The sequence below is a fragment of the Bacillus sp. LQ01 genome, from assembly GCF_057624735.1.
Map to the genome: position 1 here is coordinate 1,294,445 of NZ_JBYEZL010000001.1, position 12,411 is coordinate 1,306,855.

Below are 12,411 nucleotides of genomic sequence, written 5' to 3' on the forward strand. Positions count from 1 at the left end.
TCACTCCTCTATAAACTTTGCATCAACAATAGCCTTGTGGTCCATATACTTTAATAGTTGTCTAGAATGTTTAGTTAGAAGAGACTCGTGATAGTTCACTCGTTCATGTGACTTCGATAAACTAAATTCTTTAATATATTCAAGATGATCATTGATTCTATTTTCTAAGTCCCTTGAGTATGATTCTAACCATTTAATCGCCTCGTCATATTCATCGATAGATGGATTGAAAAAGTAATGATTAACACATATTCTACAATCCTCAACGCAATTATTAGGGAAATTTTTATCAGTGCAGTAGCCATAATCAACTTTCTGGTACTGGTCTGAGTTTTTAGGTGAATATAATATTCTGTTATCAAAAATTTTTCTTTTAGTTCCCAAAAAGCCACCAGACATTTTGTTTTGAGCTTGTTTCTCAACTATAGTTTGAGTAAGTCTGTATACATATGATTGAGCAAATAATTTGGCATGAGAATAATAGTTTGACGCATGTTGTATAGTTGTTTGTCCAGCTAATCTGGCGATGGATAAAACATTAAATCCTTGTAAGAACATGTTAATGATTGCAAAATGCCTTGTATCACCCGGAGAAATCTTATCTAAAGAGTGCTGTGAATACATCTGTTCAACTATTTCTGTATAAAAGTTATTCATTAAAGTTTGAAATTGATGTTTTAAAATTCTATTTGAGGATCTCTTAATACCTCTAGAAAAAAACTGACAATAAAATTCTTGTGGGAATAGATTATCTGTATGGATGTTATAAGTATTCAACACATATTGAAAATCTTTAATCGCCTTAGACATATCATCAGTAATAAGAATATGTTGAAAATATTCTTGTTGTTTGGGGGTATCGAACTTTTGTTTCGATCTCGGAATAACAATCCATGTTTTACCATCATTTTTTTCATATAGACAATTATATTTCATTCTTAAAAATTCATTGGGTCTCATGGGAATAATATTTGTAATAGTCCACCATAAAATTACAGGATAATATTTATGGTATCTAGGTAGGACTATCTTATATTTAAAATCATTAATTATTTCATCAAAAAGCAGAACATGATAAAAATTGGGTAAATCTCTATTTTTCCATTTAGGTGAAGGGAATGAGTCGCATATTTCTATGTATTTTTCATGTCCTGGCAACGGTGAAAATTTCAAAAACTCTTTAAGTACAAGTGCAAATGTTGAAGCCCATGGTATGCTGAAACTAGAAAGTAATTTTTCGAATTGAACTGTGGAAGTTACACCCTCGGTTGCTAAAATTATTTTCCTGAGTATATTGAATTCAGTTTCTATAGTTGAAGGTGAGATACCTGAAGCGCGTCGTAATAAAAGATAACATTTAATAATGGTGCATAATTTTTTATATGAAAATAATTTATGAAATGACAGCTTAAAAGGTGTATTTTGGATGTTACATGGAATAAGCCATTCATCATCATCAAAAGATTTTGCTATTATATATCCATTGATAAGTAAATCGTTAAAGATATTTTCGAATTTGGAAACATTAATATCGTTGTAAGTTATAGATTCAGTAACGGCTATTAGCGTGCTCCCCATATTTATTATCTTTTTTAATTGCATAATATATATCCTTTACATAGTATTTTTTTATAAAAGTAAATGTTGTTTAACTTTCTCTAATATTTTTGTTTTTTCTTTTAAAGGAAGAAAAGAATTGACGACATTAATACCAAAACCTTTAATTGCTTCGTCAATTAATAAAATAATATTGAGAAGAAAAAACGAATCCCTTTTTCTAATAGCATCATACTTGGTGTTCTCTAATGAACTAGTTAACCGCTTAAGTTCACTAATGGCTTCAATTAACACCATTTTTTCAGGGATAAAATACTCACAAGAATAACATGTTTTTAGATTTTTTCTTTTACAATTAGGATATACAAGACATTGGCCCGCTTTTTCTTTCGAAGGCATTTGATTTGTAAATAATTTTATTGCAAGTGTTTTCAGTTCTTCCATTGGAAGATACTTGATTTCATCTAAAACACGGTTCTTATTAGTATGAATGTTTTGCAAAAAGATCGCCCATTTTTCTAGTTCCATAGGTGAAATAGAATTACGTAGCTCTTTAATAGTATCGGTTCGTTCTTCAATTGTTTGTCCATGTTGTAAGTCTTCTTTTAATCTAAGTAAAATATAGTTGTATAACCACCCAAACATACCACGGTTTAACAAGTTTATTGAGACTCTATTTATGCTACCATCTTTATTTTTTGCTTGAATGTAAATAGCAGTTGTATCTGAATTTTTGTGTGATCTAGTGTTTTTTGTAATTTCTAGGGCTAAATCAGCATCTTCACCATCTTCTTCTAAGATTGAATAAAAAAGATAAGTCATGGTACTTCTATTCATGGTTAAACAGTCAAAATCTTTTAATTGAGGAGAGGGATTAAAAAAGTTTAAATGCTGATCCATTCCGGATACTCTGGTTGATACAATTTTTTTGCCAAAAAAGAAAGTACCAAGTATAAGAGAATTTTCAGGAAGTGCAATGTAATTTTGTATATTTCTTTTATGAAGTTCAGAAATGACAAGTGAATGCGCTAAGCTCTCTATTAAGTTTGGAGATACATAGAAGTTATAAAGTACAGAAACTTTGTTTGCGACGGCATTTCGAAGCTTAATATAAAGTTGATTAATAATACTTTGTGATTCTTCCATGGTTAATTTATTGGTTTTGAACCAAGATAACTTGTCTGCTCTTATAGAATCCAGTTCTATAGAAGGGAATTCATGAACAATATCTGTTCCTCTCCAATTATTGGTGAGAAGAATTATTGTGTACGCCCACATATTGGCGTAGTATCTACATTTAGTAGCGTTAGTAATATGCATTTCAATGTTTTGAACGTGAGTATAATATTGGTGATAAACTTCAAATGAGTATATATTTTTTTCTGAATAAGCAGGATCTTTTTTTGAGTAGTAGTATAAATATTTTTTTTCTCTATTTATTCCATTTTGATTTTCACAATATGACAAAAACTGAACGAAAATTTTTTTTAGTTCATTAGATAAGGTTTTGTTGGAAAGAAAAAGCTCTATTTTAGCATTCGAAGTAGTCCATATTTCCTCATGGAAATAAGAAAGCATTTTATCATATAAATTAATAAATTTTAATGTATAGCCTCTTAAGGAGGATGGTCTAGCATTACTAGAATTAATCTTGATGTCCACCCATTTTTTGTAAATAGACGATGTTTTTATTAAATCAGTGGGAGGAGGATGGTTATGATAATGGTTCAGTAGGTCTTTTAAAGCTTTATGTGTATCGTAAACAGTATCTAATACATATTGTAGACTTTCTAAATACCTATTTGCATTTTGGATAGGGATAAAGAGCCTATTATTTATTTTTATAGCACCTGTCAATAGGCCTTTTTTTATATCTAAACGTAGTTTATCAAATGTAAATCCTGAAATAGAGCGTAGGGTATTCAAATCGTAATGATCAATTAAATGTAGCATTCTTGTTTTATGATTATAGTAGTATTCTTTTTGGAAATTCTCTAAATCAATTTTTGATACTAGCCAATGGTATCCACCAGCTGCAGGCACTTTTGTAGAATTAGGGAAGTAGTCTTTTAAAAGCCCTCTTAGCCAAATTGTTGGAGCTTGTAGTTTTTCTGATGCTTGTTTAACGGTTAAGAAATTTGTCATGTGTTTGTTTTTTTCTTGTTTCTGTGTTGCTGTATCTACATGTGTGTAATAATCTTTTTTAGTAAAATAATTTAATAGGTTGGTGAGTTCGTTTTTATGACAATAATATTTATTTAGATGCATTACATAATTTGGTATTCGCTTTGTGTGTATTAGACGTCGGATTGAGCTATCTGTCACATTAATTCGGTGTTTTTTAAGTTGACTTATTATTTCATTAATGGAAAGAAATTCTTTAGGGTTAAATTGATCTATATAGCCAATCTTCTTTTTTATTAATGATAAATGAGACTTTAGAAAAAATATATTTCCTTTAGAATGAGGGAGTTTAAAAGTGCTGATTTTATTTGCATATATGTATTTGTAAATTCGTTCTTTGGGGATTCCCAGTTCTAGGCTAAGTTCATTAATTGTATAGTAATCCTCAATTTTTTGTGAAGGAAGATGTGCGTTAGAATGTTCGAAATAATAAATTTTTAGTGTTTTTATTTCTTCTTTATGAATATAAAGTTTATTTTTAAATTTCATATATCTTTTTATTAACCCAGTGGAAACCTTTTCGTGAATCCATGATGTTCCTCGTATACTCAAACCGTCTTTTTTTAAAACTTCAAAAACTTCATATACTGTTAGGTAGGAGTTTCTATCATCAACAGGATTTAGGTTAGCTTTTTCTTTTGTTTTTTCTATCTCGTCTATATCAATATACATACGTCCTTTAATGTTTTTTATCTTTGAGATAAAGCCCCTTTTAATATATTTATAAGCTGTAGATTCGTGAATTCCTAGTGCTTTACTAAATTCCAGTACAGTTAAGTATTGGAGTTCGCCATTATTTTCAGTAGACATTTGTTCACCTCTTTTTTGAAGGGAATATAGTATTAATCAAATTTATTTCTATCAATAAGACGAGGTATATAATTTTCATGCATATTATCGAATTTACCTTCAATTTTTTTTCTCATTCTATCCGTCTTAACCATATATGTTAAAGAGGATAATAAGTTATTATCTCCACGATGAAAAGCTATTTCAAGAGGATTATCTGTATTTTCGGCAATAAGGTTAGTGAAAGTCCCTCGCCCTATATGAGTAGACCAATCTGCAAGGAGTAAATGATTCGCAAGAATTTGTTCTTCTGAGTTACCGTATGTTTTTAAGAAATTTATAAAATTACGTTTTAGTTTATTAAAATATTGACTGTAGCTTTTTCCTGACATAGCTTTTCCATCTCTATTTATAAAGAGAGCACCTGAGTCAGTATGATCTTTATATAAATTAATATGATCTGTAAAAAGAACCTTTCCCCAGTCAAATATTTGTAGGATGGCCTGATTTCTAGGCTTTTTTACGCTACTGGATCCAGAATGATCTTTAATATCCTTTCTGAAATTTTGATTTTCTAAAGTGAGTAGAAAATCTCCAGTATTTAATTTTCTCTTTAAGTTTGAACGTTTCAAATTGACAACCTCGCCTCTTCTTAAGCCACCAAATATTTGTAGATAGACTCCTAATGCGATTGGCTTTGTTTTTAGGGTAGCAATTTCTAATAATAGAGGAATGTATTTTGCTGGTAACATATGTTCTTGCTTTGAGACTGTTTTGGTGGGATAGATGACTTCAAAAGGGGATTGGAAATAATATGTTCTTTGATAAGTCTCTTTTTTTATAAAAAGGGTTTCATTTACTTTTGGTAAGCATCCTTTCTTTTGAAGCCAAATATAAAATAATGTCAGTGTTCTTTCAGCATCTTTAACAGTACCTACCGTTCTTTCTTTGCGAGATAGATTATTAAGAAAATCATTTCCATGTACTAGTTTTAATTCTTTTAGATTATTAATCCCTAACTGTTTCTTGTTAGTTAATAAGTAGTTTAGAAAAGAAACCGTATTATTACAATGTTTTCTTTGGGTATTGTAAGCATTATATTTCCAATTGCTTAGTATAAAATCGCTTAATGGATGTACAATGTGTATGTCATTTGAAGTTTCTTTAAGTCCAATAATTGAGAATTTCTTATTTGTTATATCACCTTTACTTGAAGTATTCCATTCTAGCCAAACAGGAATAGAGAAAAACTTATAATTTTCTAATTGTAGAGTAATCATTTTTACTGTCCCCCCCAATCACATAATTTTGTACATTAACTTTACGGATTTGGTCGAAAGATATGTGTATAAATCTATAATATATTGTCGCTTTTTTGTGTACAACAATAATTTCTTAAAATTTAGAATTTACTTGTTTTTATAGTGTTGGATAGGGATAAATATGTACATGAAGTTTAAGTACATACTTATGGAGATATGTCGTTTGGCGCAAATCGGCTGAGAATGTAGCTGAATATTGTAAGAAGGGGTCGCTCGTTGGGATTACAGGGCGTATTCAGACTAGTAATTACGATGATGAACAAGGCAAGAGAATATATAGAACTGAAGTTGTGATTGAGAGTATTACCTTTTTGGAGAGAAGGCGGGAGGGGGCATCGTAATAAAAGGTGATTTTAAGTAATAGCTTCGGAAAAAATTGTGGAAAGTATTTTAATAAACTTAAAGAGGGGATACCGCCAGCTTTTTTGAAAAAATAAGTAAAGAGTATACAAAATTTTAGAACGTTTTTTGGCTAATCCAGTAACAAACGAGAATCGTAAAACCCATCACAGGATAGGAATGTATAAAAAGATGAATCGAGTGATAGAAAATAAAAAAAGGGATTCCTTCTGAGAGTAAGGAATCCTCCTTTTTGTTGCAACCGATAATAGGACGTTATGTTAATTAGAAATGTATACGATATTCATAAAATCCGAACTGTTCAATTTGTTAAAAAAAACTATAGTTGAAATTCTTTCTTTATAATTTCAGCTACTTCTGTAGCATTTAAATTCGTATTATTGATCCTTATATAATTTTTCTCTGTAATTTCTCCTTCTCTTGAATTTAATCTAAAATTTTCAAATGTGCTTAATAAATTTTGTTCAGATTGTTCAATCTTTCTTTTCGTTGGCTTATGTTCAAGTCGATGAGGTGTTTTATTTCGTTGAAGTCTTTCTTCTACATCAGCTTCTAATTCAACAAAATAAATATCAACCCCTTGGGAACGAAAAATATTACATATACTTTCAACATCATCCCAATCTTTCTTTTCATTAAACGCCCATACGTATGTAAAAATCATTCCATAATGTTCACTCTTTGAAAATGATTGAAATATTTCCTTTCGGAAAAGATGGGTTAATCGCCACATTTCCGAAGAGAATCCATACAATGGCTCCAATAAATCAATTGTCATATGGTTATGAAATAATTTTAAATCAGTCATCTTTGCTAGTTCTTGTCCAACTGTCATTTTCCCAACTGCTTGTGGCCCAAATATCAAAACAAACTTTTTCATCGAATTCCCTCCAAAAAATAATAAGACATTAATTATAAAATAAGAGATTCTGTAAATGTATCACAATCAAAATATTTTGTAGAATCTATATACTTTTCTGCCTTTTGTATTTATAAAAATAGTTGTCTTCCAATAACGAAAATTATGTAAATAAGCTATCCATATGGATAGCTTATTATATTTTTTTGCTTAGCGTGTTTTTTTCAAAAATAATGGCGATGCCTCAAGAAATGGATAAAAAATAAAAATCATCGGAAACGAAAGCTTTTAAAATCCCGTTCCTAATTTAAAATGTAAAAAGAATGAAATAGTATGGTAGCGGGAAGAAAGTAGTAAAATTAAGCATCCGAGTAGGAGTATAGAGTGATAACATGTTACAATACAGCTAAGAACATGCAATAAAGGAGAGTTTTTTACGTGAAGATTAAAGCAATTGAACCGACGCCAAGTCCAAATACAATGAAAGTTATTTTGAATGAAGTATTACCATCAGGAGCGCGTAATAATTATACAAATGAAAATAAAGAACAAGCACCAATGCAAGTGCAAGAAATTTTGAAAATTGAAGGCATTAAAGGTGTGTATCATGTAGCCGACTTTTTAGCAGTGGAGCGAAATGCGAAGTTCGACTGGAAAGTTTTATTACAACAAGTTCGTGCTGTTTTCGGCGAAGAAGTAGTAGAAGGAAGTGAAGAACAACAACTTGCTCATTTTGGGGAAGTGAAAGTGTTTGTTCAAATGTTCTTTACAATTCCGATGCAAGTAAAGTTAACAGATGGAACGACTGAAGAACGTGTTGGTTTACCTGATCGTTTTAAAGAATCAATTATGAAAGTTCAAATGTCTGCACCAAACGTTGTAAAAGAACGTAAATGGGTGGAACAAAGTACACGTTACGGTAATTTTGAAGAAATTGGGAAAGAAGTAGTGGAAGAGATTGTTGCTGCTTATTCAGAAGAACGTGTAAATGAAACGGTTAAAGAATTATTAAATCAAGCAGGTGCTGTTGAAGTAACGATTCAAAAGCGTGAGCCATATAAAGTAACAGAAGAGATGATGAAAGATTCTGACTGGAAAAACCGTTTTGCAGCATTAGAACAAATGGATCCTACTGAAGAAGATATTCCAGTGTTGAAGATGGCGTTAGATGATGAAAAAGTTTCAATACGCCGTTTAGCAACAGCGTATTTAGGTATGGTAAAAGGTGATGAAGTATTACCGTTATTATATAAAGCTTTATTAGATCGCTCTGTAAGTGTTCGCCGTACTGCAGGAGATTGTTTATCAGATGTAGGTGATCCGGCAGCGATGTTCGTTATGATTAAATCTCTGAAAGATCCAAGTAAATTAGTACGCTGGCGTGCAGCGATGTTCTTATTTGAACTTGGAGATGAAAGTGCGATTCCAGCATTAAAAGCAGCGCAAGATGATCCAGAGTTTGAAGTAGCGATGCAAGCACGTCTAGCATTAGAGCGTATTGAAGGCGGAGAAGAAGCAAAAGGTTCTGTATGGAAACAAATGACGGAGTCACGTAAAGGGGAATAATGTATGATTGTTTTCTATGATAGTTGGTGTCCGATGTGTACGGCCGTTGCAGAACGTACGAAAAAATTAGATAAAAAGGGTAAGATGAAATTTGTTTCATTTCGAAATGAAGATGTAGTTGAGAAGTATGAGCTTTCTCAAGAACTACAAAGTAAGATGGAACAAAGACTGTATATTTTTAAAAATAATAAGTGGTATGACGGCATTCAGAGCATAGATGTATTAGCAAAGGCCGGTCCATCTTATTGGTTTGCAGTTCCTTTTATAAAGCTATCTATCGTACTTGGTTTTGGAAGTAAAGTATACGATTATATCGCTAATAATAGAAAACTTGTTCCAGTGGGACATTGCCGCGGTGGGGTTTGTGAAATCCCTACAAAAAAATGAAATCATCGTTATCTTTCTTTTGCACCTATTAATAGAGCGTGATATGATGAATTTGGAATGAAAGTTGAAGGAGAGATTACAAGATGTCAAATGCTTATGAAGAATACATGCGCCAAATGGTAATCCCAATGCGCCAAGAGTTAGTGCGTTCTGGGTTTGAAGAGTTAACTACAGAAGAAGCTGTAACAGAATTTATGGAAAATACATCAGGTACAACTTTAGTAGTTGTAAACTCTGTTTGTGGTTGTGCAGCTGGTTTAGCACGTCCATCAGCAGGTCAAGCGGTTGTTCGTGCTGAAAAACAACCTGATCATCTTGTAACTGTATTCGCAGGTCAAGATAAAGATGCTACTGCAAAAATGCGTGAATACTTCGGAGAAATTCCTCCATCTTCACCATCTATGGCATTATTAAAAGGAAAAGAAGTTGTTCACTTCATTCACCGTCATGAAATTGAAGGTGCAACTATGGACGAAATTATTACGAACTTAGAACAAGCTTTCGAAAAGAATTGCTAAAGAAGGGGGAGAGTAAATCTCCCTCTTTTCTTTATATAGAGGTGAAACCATGATCGTAACAACAGCAGGAAGAACGAACAAAGAAATGACAGATTATGCAAACGAGGTAGCAGCAGAATTAAATGCTTCTTTCGTTAAACGTAATGACATACCAGTACATAAGCTACATGAGCAGTATGAACAAGATGTGCTTGTCGTAGGGAAGAACCGATTAGCTATTTATCCAAAAGGTACGGAAGAATCGTTTTTCTTTCATCCGAACTCAGCGATGTTTCGTGTGAAAAGGTTAATGCGTGGAGAACACGATCCGTTTGTACAAGCCACGCAATTAGAGAGAGGAATGACAGTGTTAGATTGTACGCTCGGGATGGCATCAGATAGTATTGTAGCTAGTTATGTTGTTGGTGAAAGCGGAAAAGTAACAGGACTTGAAGGCAATGAGTATATGGCTTATATTATGGAAAATGGTTTGAAAACATGGTCTTCATCCGTTTCTGAAATTGATGAAGCAATGCAAAGAATTCAAGTAAAGAAAACGGAGCATTTTTCATTTTTAGCGCAATGTGAAGACAATAGTTACGATGTCGTTTACCTTGATCCGATGTTTGAAGAAACTGTCATAGAATCCGACGGAATTAAAGGATTAAAACACTTCGCTTTGTATCATGATATTACTGACGAAACAATTGCGGAGGCAAAACGAGTGGCGAGAAAACGTGTCGTTTTAAAAGATCATTTTCGTAGTTCTAGATTTGAAAAACACAATTTTTATGTATACAAAAGAAAAAGTGCTAAGTTTCACTTTGGTGTAATTGACCCTTGCTAATTGTTTGAAAAGATGTATAATAAGCAATAATTAATTAAATATACTGTCTGTGATGAAGAGAGTAGTCTTTTTTAGAAGGAAAGCGAGCTAGGGATGGTGTGAGCCTAGTACGGAAGAAAAAGATGAAGCGCACTTCGGAGATGCTTCTTGAACGAATAGTAGAGAAAGCCGAGGCCCCCTGTCCTCGTTATAAACGGGAAAGTGGTTCGTAACGAACAACAAGGGTGGTACCACGGGTTAAAACTCGTCTCTTTTTTAGAGACGAGTTTTTTGTGTTTTAAAAAATAAGGAGGTTGTATCATGGATTATAAAATGCAGTTTGTGGAAAGTTTATCTAATATTTTCACGAATGAATTAACGCAAAAACAAATTTTAGATTTAATTGAAACACCGAAACAAGATGAATTTGGAGATGCAGCGTTCCCATGCTTTTCATTAGCGAAGCAATATAAAAAAGCACCAGCTCTTATCGCAAAGGAAGTTGCTGAGAAATTAAATAATCCGTTTTTTACGAAAGTAGAAGCCGTTGGTCCTTATGTAAATGTATTTTTCAATCGTGAAACTGTAAGTGATGCAGTATTAAAAACAGTTTTAGCGGAGAAAGAAGAGTTCGGTCAAAACCACTTTGGCTGTGAAAAAACAGTAGTAATTGATTATTCCTCTCCTAATATCGCGAAACCTTTTTCGATGGGGCATTTACGTTCTACAATGATAGGAAATTCGCTGAAACATATCGCTGAAAAATGTGGTTATGAAGTTGTAGGGATTAATTATATAGGAGATTGGGGAACACAGTTTGGAAAGTTAATTACGGCTTATAAAAAATGGGGAAATGAAGCAGTAGTTAAAGAAGATCCAATACGTGAGCTATTTAAGTTATATGTCCAATTCCATGAAGAGGTAAAAGACGACGAAGAACTAGAAGAAGAAGGACGTGCTTGGTTTAAGAAATTAGAAGAAGGTGATGAAGAAGCGGTAGAGCTTTGGAATTGGTTCCGTCATGAGTCCCTTAAAGAATTTTCTCGCATTTATGAACTTCTCGGTGTAGAATTTACTAATTTTCAGGGAGAAGCATTTTATAATAATTTAATGGAAGATTTTATTGGGATTTTAGAAGAACATGAGTTGCTTGAAGAATCAGAAGGTGCATTAGTCGTTAATTTAGAAGAAGAAGGAATGCCGCCTTGTTTAATTAGAAAATCAGATGGTGCGACGATTTATGCAACGCGTGACTTAACGGCAGCTTTATATCGTCAAAACACTTATGGGTTTGATAAAGCGCTATATGTTGTTGGTCCAGAACAAAGCTTACATTTCAATCAATTTTTCACCGTATTAAAAAAACTTGGCTATACTTGGGTTGATGGTATGGAACACGTACCGTTTGGCTTCATTTTAAAAGATGGTAAGAAAATGTCGACACGTAAAGGAAGAGTTATTTTACTTGAAGAAGTACTCGAAGAAGCAATCGAACTTGCAAAACAAAATATTGAAGAGAAAAATCCAAACTTAAAACAGAAAGAAGAAGTAGCAAAGCAAGTCGGTGTTGGTGCAGTCATCTTCCACGATTTAAAAAATGAGCGTATGCATAATATCGAATTCTCATTAGAAAATATGCTGAAATTTGAAGGAGAAACAGGACCTTACGTACAGTACACACATGCACGTGCTTGCTCTATTTTAAGAAAAGAAAGTGTAGAATTTGAAACATGTACGTTTTCTTTAAAAGATGATTATAGCTGGAGTGTCGTAAAATTACTTAATGAATTCCCTCAAGTAATTGAAGCAGCTTTCAATAAAAATGAGCCATCTATTATTTCGAAATATATATTAGATGTAGCACAATCATTCAATAAATATTACGGTAATGTTCGTATATTAGAAGAGAGCGAAGAAAAAGACAGCAGACTCGCATTGGTTTATGCTGTGACGGTTGTATTAAAAGAAGGATTACGTTTACTTGGGGTGGAGGCACCTGAGGAGATGTAACATAGTAGTAAACTGACAAACTGGGTCTAGTATAAACCTGGTTTGTTTTTTTAT

At 32.5% G+C, this 12,411-nt stretch carries 9 protein-coding genes, 1 pseudogene and 1 other annotated feature; of the genes and pseudogenes, 6 read left to right on the forward strand and 4 right to left on the reverse strand.

Annotated features, from left to right (window positions below):
- The 3 genes from AC22L0_RS06890 to AC22L0_RS06900 are packed head-to-tail and all read right to left on the reverse strand — an operon-like array spanning nucleotide 1 to nucleotide 5,810.
- Nucleotides 1-1,602, reverse strand: a complete 1,602-nt coding sequence (locus AC22L0_RS06890; protein WP_267414321.1) for a site-specific integrase — start codon at nucleotides 1,600-1,602, stop codon at nucleotides 1-3.
- Between the two features lie 27 nt (nucleotides 1,603-1,629).
- Nucleotides 1,630-4,551, reverse strand: a complete 2,922-nt coding sequence (locus tag AC22L0_RS06895; RefSeq protein WP_267414319.1) for a helix-turn-helix domain-containing protein — start codon at nucleotides 4,549-4,551, stop codon at nucleotides 1,630-1,632.
- A gap of 32 nt (nucleotides 4,552-4,583) precedes the next feature.
- The gene (locus AC22L0_RS06900) at nucleotides 4,584-5,810 is read right to left on the reverse strand and encodes a hypothetical protein (RefSeq protein ID WP_267414318.1); all 1,227 of its coding nucleotides are present in this window, start codon (nucleotides 5,808-5,810) and stop codon (nucleotides 4,584-4,586) included.
- A gap of 197 nt (nucleotides 5,811-6,007) precedes the next feature.
- Here AC22L0_RS06900 and ssb point away from each other — a divergent pair.
- Nucleotides 6,008-6,193 (forward strand): annotated as a pseudogene (ssb, locus tag AC22L0_RS06905) (single-stranded DNA-binding protein); the annotation flags it as partial.
- A gap of 338 nt (nucleotides 6,194-6,531) precedes the next feature.
- Here the strand turns inward: ssb and AC22L0_RS06910 are convergent.
- Complete coding sequence (locus AC22L0_RS06910; protein WP_000714950.1) at nucleotides 6,532-7,092, reverse strand: AAA family ATPase; 561 nt, start codon at nucleotides 7,090-7,092, stop codon at nucleotides 6,532-6,534.
- A gap of 417 nt (nucleotides 7,093-7,509) precedes the next feature.
- On the opposite strand from AC22L0_RS06910, the gene AC22L0_RS06915 reads away from it, so the two are divergent.
- The 5 genes from AC22L0_RS06915 (at nucleotide 7,510) to argS (ending at nucleotide 12,357) form a co-directional block, all read left to right on the forward strand.
- Nucleotides 7,510-8,637: a conserved virulence factor C family protein gene (locus tag AC22L0_RS06915; protein WP_087967907.1), complete on the forward strand. Its 1,128-nt coding sequence runs from the start codon at nucleotides 7,510-7,512 to the stop codon at nucleotides 8,635-8,637.
- 3 nt (nucleotides 8,638-8,640) lie between these two features.
- Entirely contained in the window at nucleotides 8,641-9,024 is a 384-nt protein-coding gene (locus AC22L0_RS06920; protein ID WP_487272178.1) for a thiol-disulfide oxidoreductase DCC family protein, read from the forward strand.
- A gap of 83 nt (nucleotides 9,025-9,107) precedes the next feature.
- On the forward strand, nucleotides 9,108-9,542 hold the full coding sequence (locus tag AC22L0_RS06925; RefSeq protein ID WP_000063706.1) for a BrxA/BrxB family bacilliredoxin: 435 nt from the start codon (nucleotides 9,108-9,110) through the stop codon (nucleotides 9,540-9,542).
- A gap of 49 nt (nucleotides 9,543-9,591) precedes the next feature.
- On the forward strand, nucleotides 9,592-10,368 hold the full coding sequence (locus AC22L0_RS06930; RefSeq protein WP_087967905.1) for a class I SAM-dependent methyltransferase: 777 nt from the start codon (nucleotides 9,592-9,594) through the stop codon (nucleotides 10,366-10,368).
- A 40-nt stretch (nucleotides 10,369-10,408) separates the two neighbouring features.
- Nucleotides 10,409-10,623: a binding site (T-box leader), on the forward strand.
- Between the two features lie 45 nt (nucleotides 10,624-10,668).
- Nucleotides 10,669-12,357: an arginine--tRNA ligase gene (gene argS, locus AC22L0_RS06935; protein ID WP_087967903.1), complete on the forward strand. Its 1,689-nt coding sequence runs from the start codon at nucleotides 10,669-10,671 to the stop codon at nucleotides 12,355-12,357.
- Nucleotides 12,358-12,411 lie beyond the last annotated feature (54 nt).

Excerpts from the sequence above, each read along its gene's own strand:
- AC22L0_RS06890 (WP_267414321.1), bottom strand. The coding sequence starts at position 1,602 with ATGCAATTAAAAAAGATAATAAATATGGGGAGCACGCTAATAGCCGTT.
- AC22L0_RS06895 (WP_267414319.1), bottom strand. The coding sequence starts at position 4,551 with ATGTCTACTGAAAATAATGGCGAACTCCAATACTTAACTGTACTGGAA.
- AC22L0_RS06900 (WP_267414318.1), bottom strand. The coding sequence starts at position 5,810 with ATGATTACTCTACAATTAGAAAATTATAAGTTTTTCTCTATTCCTGTT.
- AC22L0_RS06910 (WP_000714950.1), bottom strand. The coding sequence starts at position 7,092 with ATGAAAAAGTTTGTTTTGATATTTGGGCCACAAGCAGTTGGGAAAATG.
- AC22L0_RS06920 (WP_487272178.1), top strand. The coding sequence starts at position 8,641 with ATGATTGTTTTCTATGATAGTTGGTGTCCGATGTGTACGGCCGTTGCA.
- AC22L0_RS06925 (WP_000063706.1), top strand. The coding sequence starts at position 9,108 with ATGTCAAATGCTTATGAAGAATACATGCGCCAAATGGTAATCCCAATG.
- AC22L0_RS06930 (WP_087967905.1), top strand. The coding sequence starts at position 9,592 with ATGATCGTAACAACAGCAGGAAGAACGAACAAAGAAATGACAGATTAT.
- argS (WP_087967903.1), top strand. The coding sequence starts at position 10,669 with ATGGATTATAAAATGCAGTTTGTGGAAAGTTTATCTAATATTTTCACG.